We start from the raw sequence: 15,287 nt of genomic DNA on the forward strand, positions 1-15,287 counted from the left end.
ACTAGCTTCCTTTTTCGATACCGAGAATGGCGACTGCGGACCCGGTAGGGAAACCGCCGATATTGTGGCTTAGTGCCATAGTGGGTTGCCGTTTGGGTTTGCGTTTACCCGCCCGGTTTTGCAGTTGCAATACGTTTTCAACGATCATGCGCACACCACTGGCGCCGGTGGGATGCCCAAAGGCCTTGAGACCGCCATCGGTATTCACCGGTAATTCGCCGTCCAGTTCGAAGTAGCCGCTGTCGATATACTCCTTAGCAGATCCCTTGTCGATAAAGCCCAGGTCTTCGTAGCTGAGCAGCTCGGTCAGAGTGAAACAATCGTGTACCTGGGCCACGTGAATGTCTTGGCCGGGATTGCTGATACCGGCCATGCGATAGGCTTCCGCCGCGGCGTTTTCTGTAGCTCTCCAGCGACAAAAATCAAAGTCCGGATCTGTGTTGGGGTTTGGAGCGCAACCGCTGGCAACGGCTTTGACATAGACCGGATCGTCTCGAAATTGTCTGGCTTTATCGGCACGGGTGACAATGGTGACGGCACAGCCGTCCGTCTGGGCCGCACAATCGTAGAGACCGAAGGGCCAGGAGATCATTCGCGCATTCAAAACATCATCGACGGTGATGGCCTTCTTAAGGAACGAATTGGGTGATAGGGTACCGTTGTAATGGTTTTTAACAGCGATCTTGGCGAGTTGTTCGCGCCCGGCGCCGTACTTTTCGAAGTAGGGTTTCGCGCAAATGGCAAACCAGCCAGCGGGCGTCGCCGGCAGGTCGCGAACATCACGGATGTTGACCGACGGTCCGGAGACACCCCGGTCTTTGGGCTTATCGTAACCGACCACCAATACGGTCTCGTAAACACCGGCAGCGATTGCCATTGATGCCGCACGAAAGGCCTCCGTGCCCGTGGCGCAGTAGTTTTGCACGGCGGTCATTGGTTTGTAGAGCTTGAGTGCCTCGGAAACCTCAACCGGACCATTTTTGCTGTAGAGAGAACCGCAGTAAACGGCGTCGATTTGTTTCAGCGGCTCATCAATCCCCGCATCCCGGTAAGCCTCGTAGGTAGCGTCGACGATCATGTCTTCTTCGCTACGATTCCAGTTTTCACCAAACTTGCTGCAACCGACTCCGACAACGGCCACCTTGTCTTTCAAACTCATGCGGTTTCTCCTATTGGCAGACACTTCCAGAAGTAATTGGGGCGTTTTCCGGCACGGTGGATGACTCGCAAGGTGAATTCCACCTCAAGGCCTGTACGCATGTCGCTGGCAGTGGCGTCAGCAAACTGCATATGAATACGGGGCCCAACGCTGCCATCGGCCAGCGTCACTTCTACAAGGGTGGCCACGGTGGGTGGCTCCGGTGAGGGATAAAAAGCGTCAAAGGTATAGGTCAGAACCCTAGCGCCCATACCGGCGTAGGTAACGGCAGACCAGTGGTCGCGGGTTCCGCAGCGAACGCAAACCCGCCCCTTGGGGAATTGGTGCGTGCCGCAGTGATTGCAGACCTGCCCCTGCAGGCTCAGGTTTTCGTCTCGGTTTCTGAACTGCACGGTGGCGGATATACCCTGGTCATCCAGCTCCGGGTATTCCGAAGGGGTCAGATTGCGAGCGCTGAGATATTTGTCATAGCTGTCGATGATGCGTCGGCGTTTCAAGTGAAAATCCACGCCGCGTCGTACCGGCAAGTAAGCGGTTGCAGGGGCCAGCACTTTAAACGAGATGGCATCGGCCCCATCACCGTAATTCACGACCAGAATAGAGTCGTCCTGTGCCGCCTGTTGCAGGGCGGCTATCAACTGCATAGGGGCGAAGGCGGTACCGGTATTGCCCAGTTGTCCAAACAGCGGGTTCTGAAGCTGCTCGGTTGCAAACCCCATGGATTTAGCCAAACCGGCGTGGTTGCGGGCATCGGGTGCATAGAGGCAAACCCGGGTATAGTCAGCGGCGGTGGAACCTGTCTGCTCAAACAGCGACGCTATGGCTGCTTGGGCAGTCTCCTGGAAACCATGCAAATTAACAAATCGGTCTTCCCAGCTGTGAACGAAGGTATCACCCTGGCGTCGCCAGATATCCATCATGTCGTTGGCGTGACTGGCGCTGTGCTGCAGCTCTGCGATGACGCTGTCTGACCCTACCAAAAAGGCGGCGGCTCCATCACCCAGATTGGTTTCCAGACTGGAATGAGGGGGGGCCATACGACAGTCCGCTGCCAACACCAGTACCTTTCTCGCGCTGCCGGCCAGCACACTGTCGATGGCCTGTTGCAGTGCAAGAGTGCCCGCGCGCAACGACCCACCGATATCCACGGTCTTGATGTTTGTCCCCAAGTCCAGTGCTTTGGCAACAATACTGGCCCCCTGTTTTTCCGCAAAGGAAAAACTGGTGCTGGCGAATATCAAGATATCGATCTGTGAACGATCCAAATCTCGCAAACAGTTGGCACCGGCGGCCACCGCCATGGTAATGGCGTCTTCGTCGGCCCAGGCAACCGCTTTTTCACTGCCGCCCGCTTTCACGCCTTTTTTGGCGATGACGGAGTGTGGCAGACGGGTGATGGGAATATAGGCCCCAAAACTTTCAATTCCAGTACTCATGATTTTTTCCAATAGGGTGCCCTGGAGCCGCTGAACGATCACGGCTCTATCGAGTGGCCCCGCGTTAAGGTTTCTGGGTGCGGTTTTAACGCAGTGAGTGTTTCAGCTGAACTCTACAGCTCAGGAGGCTTGTGCCATATCGGCTTGCGTTTCTCTGCAAAGGCCCTGGCGCCCTCATTGCTGTCCGGATGCGAGTTATGCGCCAGTATGGATTCCCAGGTGTCCGTCAGTGCCTGATCCAATCCCGTATTCAAGCTGTCCCAAATGGCTTTTTTGGTACGGGCCAGCGCGGCTGGAGAATGTCTACTGATGGTGGACGCCAGGGTCATGGCGCGATCCAGCAATTGACCCGCGTCGAGAACTTCTCCCACCAGGCCACAGGATTTGGCCTCATCGCTGCTCATACGTTCGTCGCCGCCTAAAAAGGCCAGGCGAAAAACACTTTCCAGGGGAATTCGTCTGGCCAAACCGACCGGCTCCAGACCAGCCACCAGACCCACTTTTACGTGACTGTCGAAAAAAGTGGCGTGTTCAGCTGCGACCACCAGATCACTGTCAGCGAGAAAATGAAAACCGCCGCCACAGACCATGCCATTGACGGCGGTCACGACGGGTTTCCAAACCTTCTGTTGTATAGCCGTTAACCGAAATATCGGCTGCTGGTCACGAGGTATGCGGCAGATGTGATCGGCTTCTTCAGCGCTGAGATCCGACAAATCCATTCCGGTGCAGAAAGCCTTGCTGCCGGTGCCCGTAACTATAATGGCGTTGACCTGTGAGTCGCTCTTAATGCTCTTCCAGATCTGATCCAGCTCGTTCATCATGGTCAGATTAAACGCGTTGTGGTGAGCAGGCCGGTTCAGTGTAATGACCCCCACCTTGTCGTGCTTGTCGTAGATCACGGTATCCATCAGCTATTCTCACTGTGCGCAGGATTCATATCGCTTTGTTTCCTGCTGTTATCGTATAGTGCGCCGTCTTCGGAGGCCATAGCAAAGTCTGTGTTGACTCAAAAGCGGCCGAATTTGACACCATGCCGCCCGCAGAATGCGCCACTCGAACCCAATTAAGTCGTGGCAAGACTCTTGAGAATCTGTGCGACCAGCATGGACTGCCTTGATACCCCTGTCTTGACAAAAATAGAACGGATATGGGCTCGAACGGTGTTTTTTTTAACACTGAGTTCTCCCGCCACTTCCTCGGAGGTGTGGCCTGCCGCCAACAAGGTTGCCACACTGGCTTCTGAGGGAGTCAGCTGGTAAAGCTTCATTAATGTCCTAATGGAAATGTCCAGATCTTTGTCCGGGTTTTGAATATAGATCGCAATATAGGGGGTGACCTCAGATTCATGATCCCTGTTCACAGGCAGAGGTTTAATGACCAGTTGGTACCCGGTTCGTTGTTCGGTAGAGGACAGCGACAAGGCATTCACATAGGCAGTGGCTCCTTGTTGCGCCGCATCCAGAGCTTCGTAAACATAATCCTGAAAGATTGCGTCGCGGTTTACATCGTCCAGCCTGAGACGATGCTGCAGGCGCTGCATTCCGGAACCCTCTTCGGCCAGATAGCGTTCAGCGGTACTGTTGGTCTTCAGAATACGGCGGCAGCTGTTTAGCGTAATGATGCCGATGGCCCGCCGGGCAACGGTACTGGAGTAGATGTGTTTTTCACAGTCCTGCAGTTGTAAACGAATTCCCAAAGAGAGCGACTGCTCCAAATGTGGCAGTAACATCGTCAACAACCCTTTGTCCTGCCGATCAAAGTTGCCTTGTTCCTTGCGTCGCGTCAAACGCAAGGAACAGCGGGCTCCCTGAGCTGTTCGCCAATCCAGGCCGACGACAAAGTGAACACCGATGGGTTCCAAAAATAATCGGTAATATTCGTTGGTTGAAAACGCTTCGCGAGAAACAATGTCATCAATGGTAACGGGTTGGCCCAACGGCAGATTGACCAGCGGGTCTTGAGTGTAGTATTGGCCATAGCTTTGGATGATGTCCTGGGCCAGTAATGTGTCTTCATCTTTACCACTGGTGTAAATCAGCCCATTTCCGGTTGTGGTGGGAGGGATGACGATCAGAGAGGCTCTCTGAGCGGTCATCAACCCGGCCAGTCGGGTCAGAAAGCAGCGCTTCCCCTCTCCATGGGAGTTGGAGTGGTAGAGGGTGAACAACAGCTCGGAAAGTTCCCGGTGAATGGCGTCGATTCGCATAGGGACAGTCAGGATCGTTTCGCGTTTGCGGCATGCTCGTAATCAATGGCTTCGCCTATGGAACCTGCGGCTGCGCCCTGATTCAGGGTGTCTTTGATCAGGCTTACCACTCGCGGAGAATGACGGGCGATGTCATTGGCCAGCTCCAAAGCTTCTGTCAGCAGCCGTTCAGCGGTTACCACTTTGTCCACCAGCCCCAGGCTGAGGGCTTCGGAGCTGGAAAGTGTTTTACCCGTAAGCGCAAGCCATTTCGCCGCGCCCAATCCCAGCAGGCGCGGCAGCATATAGGAACTGCCGAGCCCGGGTACGATACCCAACTTAACGAACGGGATACTCAGGGTTGCCTCCTCAGCCGCCAGGCGAATATCACAGGGCATTGACATGGTTACGCCGACGCCAATGGCTGCGCCATTGATTGCCGAGATCACGGGTTTGGGAAAGTGGTACAGATCCTCGGCGAAGCGTTTGACAAAGTACTCTTCCCCCAATTTGGGCAGATGGTCGTCGTCTTTGCCGGACTGTTGTTGCAACTGTTTTAAATCGACTCCCGCACAAAAAGCGCGACCGTTCCCTGTCAGGACGATGCAGCGAACGCCTTCGTCCGTGCGAAGAGTTTCGAAGGCAGCGACGAGATCCTCTCCCATTTGTACGGTGTAAGCGTTGAGCTTTTCTGGCCGGTTGAGAAAGACAATGGCGACGGCGTCACGTTTTTCGATATTCAAAGTTTTATACATGACTGGAATCCTCGGCGTTTTCCCTGGTATCCAACACCCAACGGGGAAAGTGGAAATCATCGGATATTTTTTCAAAAACAACTCGTACAGCGCTGCCAATCTCAATTTCAGTTGGCGCTACCGAATTGATGGGAGCCTGGGGTCTGGCCACCAGGTTGCCAATCATGCGAATACGGGGGTCTTCCTCCAGAGCGACAATGATGACGTTGTAGGGGGAAAACTGCGAAAATGGCGGCAGCAGCGGCGGATGTGGCACAGCCTTTGTCCAAATGGTGCCACGGCCGCAAACAGTCACCCAATCCAGTTTGCCATATTCACCGTTGCCAGGGTCCCAGGGGCTTTGCCAGCGCGGTGGGTGCAGCAGGCGACCGCTAGTGCGGCAGCGTTGCAGTTGCAGTTGTCCGCGCTTGCAGGCGTCCCAAAAAGGGCGCGTCAGTTCATCCAGTTCAGGCAGTAGCCAATCGGTGGTCATTGTTTATCTCCTTAAAATGACAGCACTGGTGGGTACCGATGTGCTGGCCGTCACCAGGCAGGTCTCCGCCTCTCGCACTTGATTGCAAGATTGCCCCCGTAGCTGCCGCACTCCCTCGGTAATCAGGTTAAAGCCGTGTACGTAAGCTTCGGAAAGGCCGCCGCCCGAGGTGTTGCATGGCAATTTGCCATTGATGTCGAGACCGCCGTCTTCCGTAAACGCAGCACCTTCTCCATGACCACAGAAGCCGTAGGCCTCCAGCGAAAAGGGAATCAGAGGCGTGAAGGCATCGTAGAACTGAGCCACGTCTATATCCTGAGCCTGAATATCAGAGTAACGGAACAGTTGTCTGGCACAGGTCCAGGAGGGACCTTGCAGCGGGTTTTCGCTGTAGAAATTAACCATGCTGTGGGACTGTTGACTGATTCCCTGGCCAAAGGCGTGCAGGTAGACGGGTGGGCTATTGCAGTCGCGGGCCCGTTCGGCGCTGACCAAAACCACGGCCAGGGCACCGTCTGATTCGAGGCAGTTGTCATAGAGGCACAATGGCTCGGAAATCCAACGGGCAGCCATATAGTCTTCTGTAGTCAGAGGTTTGTCGTACATCATTGCGCGGGGATTGTTGTTCGCCATTTTTCGAATAGACACCGCGACATTGGCCAGGTGTTGGCGAGTGCAGCCGGTTTCGTGCATATATCTTTGTGTGATCAGGGACACCTCGTCCACCGGTCGCAGCACTCCCCAGGGGCGAGACCAGTTGGCTGCAGTGACCAACTCTGCCGACGCCGCCTTGTTGGCCCAGACACGACTCTCGGGGTTTCCGCGTTTGCGCGAGCGCCAGGCCACGCCTACCTGGCATTGCCCGGTGGCAATCGCCATGGCGAGCATACCCAGGGTCGCCGGTCCGCCACCGCCACCATGACCGATCTGTCCAAAAAAGGTGATGTCTCCGAAACCCAGATTTTTGGCGAGTTCGAAGTCCGACGTCGATTCCATGGTATAAGAAGCCAGGCCGTCCACTTCGCTGGGACTAACGCCAGCATCTTTAAGTGCCGCGCTAATCGCTTTACAGGCCAGCTCGGTTTCACTGGCTGGCAGTTGTTTGGCAAATTGGGTTTCGCCGATGCCAACAATTGCGGCTTTGTCTTTGATCGTGTTTTGTTCCTTGAACATGGATGGGTCCGCTTGCAGATGACTGAATCAGCTTACAAACCAAAAAGCGTGCGGCAAAGACAGCGGGTGTAGGATATCTGGACGAACCGGTGTCAAATGTGGCAAGCCCGGAGGTGTGTTTGACGTTGACCAGATGAGACATTGGATTGGCCAAATCGGAAATGGGTCCGGTACAGACAGTCACAACCAGAACGTTAGACTGATCCCATTGAACAGCACAACGCATGGTTTCCGAGGATTTTGTATGGACTTTGAGTTTTACCAACAGGAGCGCGACTTTGTAAAGGAAGTGGATCAGTTTATTCGCGACAACTACGATGAAGAGGTAATGGACGTAACGCGGGAAAATATGGCTCAAATCTGCGATACGCCCAAACGCAGAGCCTTTATGAAAAAGGTGGCAGAGAAAGGCTGGTTGGGGCTGACCTGGCCCAAAGAGTATGGCGGCAGCGATATCGATGGGGTTTACGAATACCTGCTTAACGAGAAACTCTCATCGGTCGGGGCGCCGCAGATTGGCAAAGGTGTCGGGATTATCGGAAAAACACTGATCCGCCATGGCACTGAAAAACTCAAGCAGGAATTTCTGCCTCAAATTCTCGATGCAGAAATTGAATTTGCCGTAGGTTATTCCGAACCCAATGCCGGCTCCGACGCGGCGGCAATGCGTCTCAAGGCCGAACGCAAAGATCATGGCTGGGTACTTAACGGGCAAAAGATGTTTACCACCTCTGCGCATTTTGCCGACTGGTATTGGGTGGGAGCACGTACCGATCCCCAGGCCGCCAAGCACTCCGGCATTACTTTGTTCCTGGTGAAAATGGATGATCCCGGCCTCTCCATTCATGCCATGCCGACCATGGGCAAAGAACGAACCAATATGGTTTTCTTTGATGATGTCTTTGTTCACGATGACTACCGCGTGGGCGAGCTGAACAGAGGCTTTCAGTACATCTCCGAGGCTCTGGATCTCGAGCGTTTCACCATGTTTACCTTTTCACCGATCAAGGCGCGGGTAAATCTGCTGGTGGACTACGTCAAGACAACCAAGGTTAACGACAGGCCGCTCAAAGACGATCCGGTGATACGCCAGCGCATCAGTCAGTTGGTTACGGACTGCGAAGTGGCACGCTTGCTGGGGCTGAAGTTTGTGTCGGCGGCCATGGCGGGTGGCAAGCCTCCCACCAACGAGGCCTCCTGTTACAAATTGTTTGCCACCGAATTATCACAACGGGTTGCCAACGCTACCATGGACATTGCCTCGCCAGGCTCGCAGCTGGCACTGGGCACGCAAACGGCGCCCCTGGGCGGACGGGCGGAGAGCACCTATACCTACACGGTGATCGACACCATCGGTGGTGGCTCTTCGGAGGTTCAAAAGAACATTATCGCTCGGCGCAAGCTGGGATTACCGAAGAACTTTTAGGGCGGATTATGAATTTTCTTCAAGGAGTTACGGTTCTCAATCTGGCGAGCGTCGGCCCCGCCGCAAGAGCCGCACAAACGCTGGCGGACTTTGGGGCGAATGTGATTCACATTGTGCCGGTGTCCGCCGGTGTGCAAATCGCGCCGGAGTTCTACGCCTACGGTGCCGGACGTGGCACACGACGCATGGTTTTAAACCTCAAGGCGGAGCAGGGCAAAGCGATTTTCTTTGACCTCGTACGCGAGTCACAGGTGTTGATCGAGAGCTTTCGTCCCGGTGTCGTCAATCGGCTTGGCATTGATTTCGATAAAGTTCACCAGGTCAATGCCAGATTGGTCTATTGCTCTACCAGTGGCTACGGTCAGGATGGTCCCTATTCGCAGCGGTCGGGCCATGACATTAACTATCTGGCGATGTCGGGTTATCTGGATTGCTCGGGACGCGACCGGGAGGGACGTCCGGTATTGCCCGGCGCTACTGTCGCTGACAGCGCGGGTGGAGGTATGCACGCCTGCGTATCGATCCTGGCCGCATTGCTGGCGGGCGAGGGATGCCACCTGGATGTAGCGGTGTGTGAAGGAGTGCTGTCACTGATGTCACTGCATATCGACAAGTATCTGGCCACCGGTGTTGCCAACACCAGTGGCAGCGATCTGTTGACGGGGCAATACGCCTGGTACGGAATTTACCGATGTAAGGATGAACAGTTTCTCGCGGTAGGGGCGATTGAACATAAGTTCTACGCCAATTTATGTCGCCTGCTCGGACTTGATCGGTATGTCGCCCAGCAATACGAACTGTCGATACAACCACAACTGCGCAAATGTCTGCAGGATCTATTCTTATCCAGGGAACGGGATCACTGGACAGCACTACTTGCCGATCAGGACACCTGTGTCACACCCGTGCTCTCTGTATCAGAGGTTACGAGTGACAGCCACTTTCGCCAGCGTGGCAACTTTCAATGGGCGCGCCATGGTTCTCACGGCGATTTTCAGCAATTGGGACGGGTGTTGGCCGGTGCTGACCGAGGGAGCGATACCCACGTGGGAAAAACACCATCCGACAGCCGTAATATTTTGTCCGCCTGTGGCTACAGCGCGACGGATACCGAAGAGCTGATAACACTGGGAATTATTGAGTAATGAGCATGTTGGAGATAATACCCGAGGCGGTAAAGGCGCTGATCGGAAAACCGCTTCACCACGAAGACAGTGAAATCGTTGTAGAAAGCGGCTATATCTACAACACCTGCGCGGCTGTCCAAAACGGTAATCCGTTGTTTTGGGATGAGGCGGTTTCCAACTCTATTAGCGGTGGAAAAATAGCGCCACCCACCATGCTCTCAACCTGGTTCCGGCCTCATCACTGGCGACCGGGTAGCGAAGAAGAATGCACTCCACTGCAGGCACATTTCGACCTGAAACGCTGGTTGCAACTGCCTGAAGCCATCATTTCTGACAATGAGTTGCGTTTTGGCGAGCCGGTGCGCCTGGGGGATCGGTTGCATTCCTATCAGGTGATTCGATCCATCAGCGATATTAAACAAACCAAATTGGGTCGTGGTCGTTTTTGGGTGATTGATGTTGTCTATGAGAATCAGGATGGAGAATATGTGGGCACAGACAGTTATACCGCGCTTGGTTATGTCAGGAACGAGGGTTAATCAATGACCGCAGATGTTCACAATCTGTGTTTGGGGGACATACACGTGGGACAATCGCTTCCTCCCCTGGAGCATGAGGTTACCGCGACCACGGTGGTACTCGGCGCCATGGCCAGCCGCGACTGGCGGCCCATGCATCACGACCGTGACTTTGCCATCAATCGCAATGGAGCTCGGGATATTTTTTTAAATACCCCCAATCAAGCCGCCTGGCTTGAACGACTGATTACGGATTGGAGCGGACCGAAAGGGCGGCTTGGGGCCATGAGGTTTCAGATGAAAACGTCGGTGTACCCCGGTGATCGTATGAGGCTGACGGGTAAGGTCACTGAGATTTCGCCCACAGAATGGGGCTACGGTTGGGTGGCAATGGAGTTGGCCATCCACGTGGGCAGTCGACAGGCGACGAGTTGTCAGGCAAGCGTGGCGATTGCTGTTGATCAACACAACAACCCCTGGCTCAGCCCGATTAGGCTCGAAAAAGTATCGATGTGAACTCAATAGGTGTTTTATGGATTTAAATTATTCACAAGATCAGATCGCACTGAGTGATCTGGTACGCAACATTTGCCACGATTTTTGTGATACCACCGTTGTCAGAAGCTGCGAAGACGACGCGTTGGGTTATGCCAAAGCTCTATGGGATCAGCTATCGCAGTCAGGCCTGTTGGGTATCGCGATAGACGAAACCCATGGCGGTAGCAAACTGCCAATGCTTGAGAGTGCCGCCATCTACGAACAATTCGGTTATGCACTGGCACCGGTGCCACATTTCGTCAGTTCGGTGGTGAGTGCGCTGATAATCGACGGCGGCGACAATACTCAGTTACAGAATCAGTTGCTGCCGGGCGTTGCCGCCGGAGATATCATTCTCACACCCGCAAGTCTGGAGCCGGAGGGCGACTATGAACCCGAAGGCATACAGACCTCCGCCACGATGACATCCTCCGGGTATGTTCTCAAGGGCGTAAAACGCCACGTTTTCTATGCATCTTCCGCCGATTATTTGCTGGTACTGGCTCGCACAGGAGAGAACAAAAAGGATATTGATATTTTCCTGGTACCGCGAGATGCTAAAGGTGTACAACTGATTCAGGAACACAGTATGGCATCGGATTGTCAGTATCGAATCGAACTGAACAACGTTATTGTCGATACAAACAGCCGGATAAATGCCGAGGGAGATGGCTGGCGGCTGTGGTCCCATGTGCTCAACGAGGCCATTATTCTGGATGCAGCCAGCGCCGTGGGACTGGCAGAACGGGCACTGGAGATTACCGTTGGCTATGCCAAGGAGCGCGAGCAGTTTGATAAACCGATCGGTGCCTTCCAGGCGATTGGCCACTACCTGGCCGACTGTGCGACTGCCGTCGAAGGCGCGCGGGCGCTGGTCTATGAAGCTGCCTGGGCTCACGCTTCAGAAAAACCCTATGCGGCGTTGGCGTCCATGGCGAAGCTGTTTGCCTGCAATACCGCTCGCGATGTTACGGCCAAGGCGGAACAGATTCATGGCGGTATCGGTTTTACCATGGAGTATGACATTCAGTTATTCTTCCGCCGCGCCAAGCAACAGCAACTGAACTGGTGGGACAGCCGATACCTGGAAAAACAAGTGGCCGCTGCGGTGTTGGACAGCGACCAACCGCTGGCGGTTGCAGACCCCTTTACAATCGAGGTGGAAAGTAAACGCTCATGATGGATCTTGCTCTGGACGAATCACAAACCCTGTTGGTGCGAAGTTTCTCGGATTTTTTTACCAAGGAATGTCCTCCGTCATTGGTGCGAGAGACGGAATCCGAGGGTTTTTCCAGGGAACTTTGGCGGCGCTTTGCCGAAATGGGGGCGCCGGGAATGGGTTTGCCTGAAGACATGGATGGGCTCGATTGTGGTTTGTTGGAACTCTGTTTGGTGTCCGCCGCGGCTGGTAAGGTCCTGGCGCCTTTGCCGTTTGCGGAGGTTGCCGCCGCCGGGCGTTTACTGGCACGTTATTCTCAACACGCACAATTAGTGCGACGGCTTGCTCGCGGGGAAGCATTGCTGTCCCTGGCATTGCCCACCGCAAGAGTTGGCGTCAGCCAAGATATTCTGGTCCCCGGCGGCGGCGTGGCTGACGCGGTCTTGGCGCTGGAGGATGATATCTTGTGCCTTTATGGCGATGCCGACCTGCGGCGTTCGCCGACACCACCCAATCTCGGTTCTGGCTGCCCGGCCTTTTGGCGTATGGGGAGTGAGTCCGCTGCGGAGCCGATTATTCTGGCCCAGGGAGTCGAGGCGAAACAGGCTTTCGCGACAGCCTGGGCAGAGTGGAAGTTGCTAACGGCCGCCGCCCTGCAGGGGCTGGCGCAAAAGGCGCTCGCGATTGCGGTTGAGTACGCAAGTACGCGTGAACAGTTTGGCGTACCCATTGGCGGTTTTCAGGCGGTTTCTCATCCGCTGGCGGATTGTGCCATGGCGGTCGAAGGGGCTGAGCTGTTGGTGTGGGAAGCTGCCTGGTCGGCTGATCAGAATCCGGGGCGGTTTCAGGAATTGTGCGCCATGGCGTTGATCTTTGCGGCACAGACCGCACAGGAAACAACCTCAACCAGTTTGCATACCCATGGCGGTTATGGTTTTACCGAAGAATACGATATTCAACTCTACTATCGAAGGGCCTGTGCCTGGGCACTGCAGGGCGGCGGCGTGAGTGAAGAGTTGTTGAGCCTGGCCAGACTCAGATCCAACATCGCCGCCAATTTTGCAGCGGGAGAGAGATAACATGGACTTTCAACTGGGTGATAAGGCCGAGCAGGTGCGGCGGGACATTCGTGAATTTCTGCGCAGGGAATTTACCGAGTCCGAAAGGCAGCAGGAGCGAGTCAGTGGTGATGGTCACAACTGGTCGTTGTACAAGAAACTGGCAGCGGCGGGCTGGGTTTCGGCCGGCTGGCCGAAGGAATTCGGCGGTGGCGGCCGTGACCCCTACGAGATGCTGGCTCTCTACTGGGAGTTGTCGAAGGCGGGATTCCCCTGGTTCGGTTTACTCAATAATGGCTTTATCGGCCATACCCTTATGGCGATGGGCAGTGAACAGCAAAAGACAGAACTGGTACCCAGAATTGCGGCGGGTGATGTCCTCATTGCCCTCGGCTATACGGAACCCGGTTCCGGTTCGGATGTCGCGGCTGCGAAAACGGTAGCACGCCCGGAGGGCGACGATTGGATCATCGATGGGCAGAAAATGTTTACCACCACCGGGCACCTCGCTCAGTATATTTTTACCCTGGTGCGCACAGGGCCCCCGGAGCACAAGCACCGCTCACTGACGATGTTTTTGGTACCGACCGACGCCGAAGGCGTGGAAATTCATCCAATTCATACCATGGGTGGTGAGAGAACCAACGGTGTGTTCTTCGATGGTGTTCGAGTCCCGGACGCGCTGCGGGTCGGCGAGGTGGATAAAGGCTGGTCGGTGGTGCGTTTCGCATTGGGGCTGGAACAGGCGATGGGGTACGCGGATCGTCAGGAGCTGTTTCTGGAGGAGGCCGAAGCCTGGACAGCCGGAACTGAGCAGTCTGGTGAGAAAGGTGTGCTGGTACGACAGCAATTGGCGCAAATGGCCATTAACACAGAAGTCTCCAAGCTGTTGCGCTACCGTTCGACCTGGGAGCAGGCGCAGGGGATTACCGGCACCGCCTCGGGTCCAATGACCAAAGCGTTTTCCGCCGTGAAATATCTGCAGGACGCCAGAGCCTGGATGGATCTGCAGGGCCCTTTGGCGGCGTTGGAGCGCGGTGCGCAACAGGCGCCGTTGCAGGGGGCGTTTGCGGAAACCTATCGGGCTGCGCCGGTGACCACCATATATGGTGGTACGGTGGAAATCCTTCGCAGTGTGATCGCCGAGGTGGGTTTGGGGTTACCGAAGAGCCGTTAGAGATAACGATTAACGCCTATAGTCCGAGAGCTTCTTGCCGGTCCAGCCCTTAAAGGCTCGGCGGAAATTGCTGACATTGGCGTAACCCAGCAGGTAACCGATTTCCTTGGGACTGAGCGATGTATGGGTCAGGTATTGCAGGGCCAGTTCGCGGCGTGTTGCATCAATGATCTGTTGGTAAGTGGTGTTTTCGCTTTCCAGCTGGCGCCTTAGCGTCCGCGAGCCGATGCCCAAGTGCTCGGCCATGCTATTCATGGAGGGAAAACTCCCAGGCATTTTTAACAGGGCGCGTTTGATTTTGTCACTGAGTTGGTCCTGTCCCTTCTGCTCATTGACCAATGCCTGGCACTGGCGCTCGCAGATGGCAAAGACATCTTGGTCTGCCATGGTGATGGGGTCATTCAGGCGTTCGATATCCAGCCTGATCAGGTTTTTTGGCTGATTATAGTGAATCGGGCAGTCAAACGTCTCCCGATACAACCTCTCATCTTTCGGGGGCGGATAGGATAGATGGAGTTCCAACACAGGAAAAGGCCGGTTTGTCAGACTGGCGGACAGTTTAATGGTGCGGCTGACAAATTCCTCCACAGCAAACGGTAACAGTTCTCCCAGTGGAAATGGCTCGCTCAACTCGCTGAACCAGACTTCTTTGCCATTGCGTGTGCAGGTGTAGTTACTGGGTGAAAGAATGTACTCGCTCAAAGCGTTGTATCGCTGAATGACATCCCGAGCCTGGCTCAAGGTGGCGCTGCTTAAAGCCGCGTAGCCCAACACACCCAGATCACTGATGTTAAACTCTCGCCCCAGGGCGATACCGAGGTGACAGTCACCCGTAAGGGAGAGCATATTGCGTATAATCGAACGATAATCTTCGCTGTCTGCGCGAAAGCTCTCATCGCCAATCTGCTCTACACTCAGCCCGGTGTTGCAAAGCACATTCTCGGGACTGTGGCCTCTCTGTTGCATCCGCTGCAAATAAAACGAAATTTTATTCTTTCTCACATTAAACCGGTCAGTGGTGTCTCATAGGTTTCGTTTGCCAGTATAGGGCTGTCTTTGACAGATGGCCAGATCCGACACCCGAAAGGTCAGTCTTGAACTG

Annotated in this window: 15 protein-coding genes; 7 read left to right on the forward strand and 8 right to left on the reverse strand. The window is 54.9% G+C overall.

Annotation, left to right across the window (positions count from 1 at the left end; genetic code table 11):
- Window position 1: 1 nt before the first annotated feature.
- From HBA55_RS04945 to HBA55_RS04975, 7 genes are all read right to left on the reverse strand, one after another.
- Complete coding sequence (locus HBA55_RS04945) at window positions 2-1,159, reverse strand: acetyl-CoA acetyltransferase (protein WP_166987907.1); 1,158 nt, start codon at window positions 1,157-1,159, stop codon at window positions 2-4.
- Window positions 1,156-2,595, reverse strand: coding sequence for a zinc ribbon domain-containing protein (locus tag HBA55_RS04950; RefSeq protein ID WP_166987910.1), 1,440 nt, complete (start codon window positions 2,593-2,595; stop codon window positions 1,156-1,158). The genes HBA55_RS04945 and HBA55_RS04950 overlap by 4 nt, the downstream gene beginning before the upstream one ends.
- A gap of 113 nt (window positions 2,596-2,708) precedes the next feature.
- Complete coding sequence (locus HBA55_RS04955; protein ID WP_166987913.1) at window positions 2,709-3,506, reverse strand: enoyl-CoA hydratase/isomerase family protein; 798 nt, start codon at window positions 3,504-3,506, stop codon at window positions 2,709-2,711.
- 155 nt (window positions 3,507-3,661) lie between these two features.
- Window positions 3,662-4,804: a helix-turn-helix transcriptional regulator gene (locus HBA55_RS04960; RefSeq protein WP_166987916.1), complete on the reverse strand. Its 1,143-nt coding sequence runs from the start codon at window positions 4,802-4,804 to the stop codon at window positions 3,662-3,664.
- A gap of 8 nt (window positions 4,805-4,812) precedes the next feature.
- Entirely contained in the window at window positions 4,813-5,538 is a 726-nt protein-coding gene (locus tag HBA55_RS04965; protein WP_166987919.1) for an enoyl-CoA hydratase/isomerase family protein, read from the reverse strand.
- A complete protein-coding gene (locus HBA55_RS04970; protein WP_166987922.1) occupies window positions 5,531-6,010 on the reverse strand; it encodes a Zn-ribbon domain-containing OB-fold protein in 480 nt (159 codons plus the stop codon). The genes HBA55_RS04965 and HBA55_RS04970 overlap by 8 nt, the downstream gene beginning before the upstream one ends.
- Before the next feature lie 3 nt (window positions 6,011-6,013).
- On the reverse strand, window positions 6,014-7,183 hold the full coding sequence (locus tag HBA55_RS04975) for a thiolase C-terminal domain-containing protein (RefSeq protein ID WP_166987925.1): 1,170 nt from the start codon (window positions 7,181-7,183) through the stop codon (window positions 6,014-6,016).
- Between the two features lie 244 nt (window positions 7,184-7,427).
- On the opposite strand from HBA55_RS04975, the gene HBA55_RS04980 reads away from it, so the two are divergent.
- The 7 genes from HBA55_RS04980 to HBA55_RS05010 are packed head-to-tail and all read left to right on the forward strand — an operon-like array spanning window position 7,428 to window position 14,185.
- On the forward strand, window positions 7,428-8,609 hold the full coding sequence (locus HBA55_RS04980) for an acyl-CoA dehydrogenase family protein (protein WP_166987928.1): 1,182 nt from the start codon (window positions 7,428-7,430) through the stop codon (window positions 8,607-8,609).
- Window positions 8,610-8,617: 8 nt separating this feature from the next.
- A complete protein-coding gene (locus HBA55_RS04985) occupies window positions 8,618-9,754 on the forward strand; it encodes a CaiB/BaiF CoA transferase family protein (RefSeq protein ID WP_166987931.1) in 1,137 nt (378 codons plus the stop codon).
- Between the two features lie 5 nt (window positions 9,755-9,759).
- Complete coding sequence (locus tag HBA55_RS04990) at window positions 9,760-10,275, forward strand: FAS1-like dehydratase domain-containing protein (RefSeq protein WP_166987934.1); 516 nt, start codon at window positions 9,760-9,762, stop codon at window positions 10,273-10,275.
- A gap of 3 nt (window positions 10,276-10,278) precedes the next feature.
- A complete protein-coding gene (locus tag HBA55_RS04995) occupies window positions 10,279-10,770 on the forward strand; it encodes a hotdog family protein (protein ID WP_166987937.1) in 492 nt (163 codons plus the stop codon).
- Between the two features lie 16 nt (window positions 10,771-10,786).
- Window positions 10,787-11,971 (forward strand): acyl-CoA dehydrogenase family protein, encoded by a 1,185-nt coding sequence (locus HBA55_RS05000; RefSeq protein WP_166987941.1) that lies wholly within the window; start codon window positions 10,787-10,789, stop codon window positions 11,969-11,971.
- Window positions 11,968-13,029: an acyl-CoA dehydrogenase family protein gene (locus HBA55_RS05005; RefSeq protein ID WP_166987944.1), complete on the forward strand. Its 1,062-nt coding sequence runs from the start codon at window positions 11,968-11,970 to the stop codon at window positions 13,027-13,029. Before HBA55_RS05000 ends, HBA55_RS05005 begins: the two co-directional genes overlap by 4 nt.
- A 1-nt stretch (window position 13,030) precedes the next feature.
- Window positions 13,031-14,185, forward strand: a complete 1,155-nt coding sequence (locus HBA55_RS05010; RefSeq protein WP_166987947.1) for an acyl-CoA dehydrogenase family protein — start codon at window positions 13,031-13,033, stop codon at window positions 14,183-14,185.
- A gap of 9 nt (window positions 14,186-14,194) precedes the next feature.
- Here HBA55_RS05010 and HBA55_RS05015 read toward each other — a convergent pair whose 3' ends face one another.
- The gene (locus HBA55_RS05015; protein ID WP_166987950.1) at window positions 14,195-15,187 is read right to left on the reverse strand and encodes an AraC family transcriptional regulator ligand-binding domain-containing protein; all 993 of its coding nucleotides are present in this window, start codon (window positions 15,185-15,187) and stop codon (window positions 14,195-14,197) included.
- Between the last annotated feature and the right edge of the window lie 100 nt (window positions 15,188-15,287).

Origin of the sequence: Pseudomaricurvus alkylphenolicus (assembly GCF_011683955.1) — a bacterium.
Lineage (GTDB): Bacteria > Pseudomonadota > Gammaproteobacteria > Pseudomonadales > Cellvibrionaceae > Pseudomaricurvus > Pseudomaricurvus alkylphenolicus.

Excerpts from the sequence above, each read along its gene's own strand:
- HBA55_RS04960 (WP_166987916.1), bottom strand. The coding sequence starts at position 4,804 with ATGCGAATCGACGCCATTCACCGGGAACTTTCCGAGCTGTTGTTCACC.
- HBA55_RS04990 (WP_166987934.1), top strand. The coding sequence starts at position 9,760 with ATGTTGGAGATAATACCCGAGGCGGTAAAGGCGCTGATCGGAAAACCG.
- HBA55_RS04995 (WP_166987937.1), top strand. The coding sequence starts at position 10,279 with ATGACCGCAGATGTTCACAATCTGTGTTTGGGGGACATACACGTGGGA.
- HBA55_RS04980 (WP_166987928.1), top strand. The coding sequence starts at position 7,428 with ATGGACTTTGAGTTTTACCAACAGGAGCGCGACTTTGTAAAGGAAGTG.
- HBA55_RS04955 (WP_166987913.1), bottom strand. The coding sequence starts at position 3,506 with ATGGATACCGTGATCTACGACAAGCACGACAAGGTGGGGGTCATTACA.
- HBA55_RS05005 (WP_166987944.1), top strand. The coding sequence starts at position 11,968 with ATGATGGATCTTGCTCTGGACGAATCACAAACCCTGTTGGTGCGAAGT.
- HBA55_RS05010 (WP_166987947.1), top strand. The coding sequence starts at position 13,031 with ATGGACTTTCAACTGGGTGATAAGGCCGAGCAGGTGCGGCGGGACATT.
- HBA55_RS04970 (WP_166987922.1), bottom strand. The coding sequence starts at position 6,010 with ATGACCACCGATTGGCTACTGCCTGAACTGGATGAACTGACGCGCCCT.
- HBA55_RS04965 (WP_166987919.1), bottom strand. The coding sequence starts at position 5,538 with ATGTATAAAACTTTGAATATCGAAAAACGTGACGCCGTCGCCATTGTC.
- HBA55_RS04945 (WP_166987907.1), bottom strand. The coding sequence starts at position 1,159 with ATGAGTTTGAAAGACAAGGTGGCCGTTGTCGGAGTCGGTTGCAGCAAG.
- HBA55_RS05000 (WP_166987941.1), top strand. The coding sequence starts at position 10,787 with ATGGATTTAAATTATTCACAAGATCAGATCGCACTGAGTGATCTGGTA.
- HBA55_RS04985 (WP_166987931.1), top strand. The coding sequence starts at position 8,618 with ATGAATTTTCTTCAAGGAGTTACGGTTCTCAATCTGGCGAGCGTCGGC.
- HBA55_RS04975 (WP_166987925.1), bottom strand. The coding sequence starts at position 7,183 with ATGTTCAAGGAACAAAACACGATCAAAGACAAAGCCGCAATTGTTGGC.
- HBA55_RS04950 (WP_166987910.1), bottom strand. The coding sequence starts at position 2,595 with ATGAGTACTGGAATTGAAAGTTTTGGGGCCTATATTCCCATCACCCGT.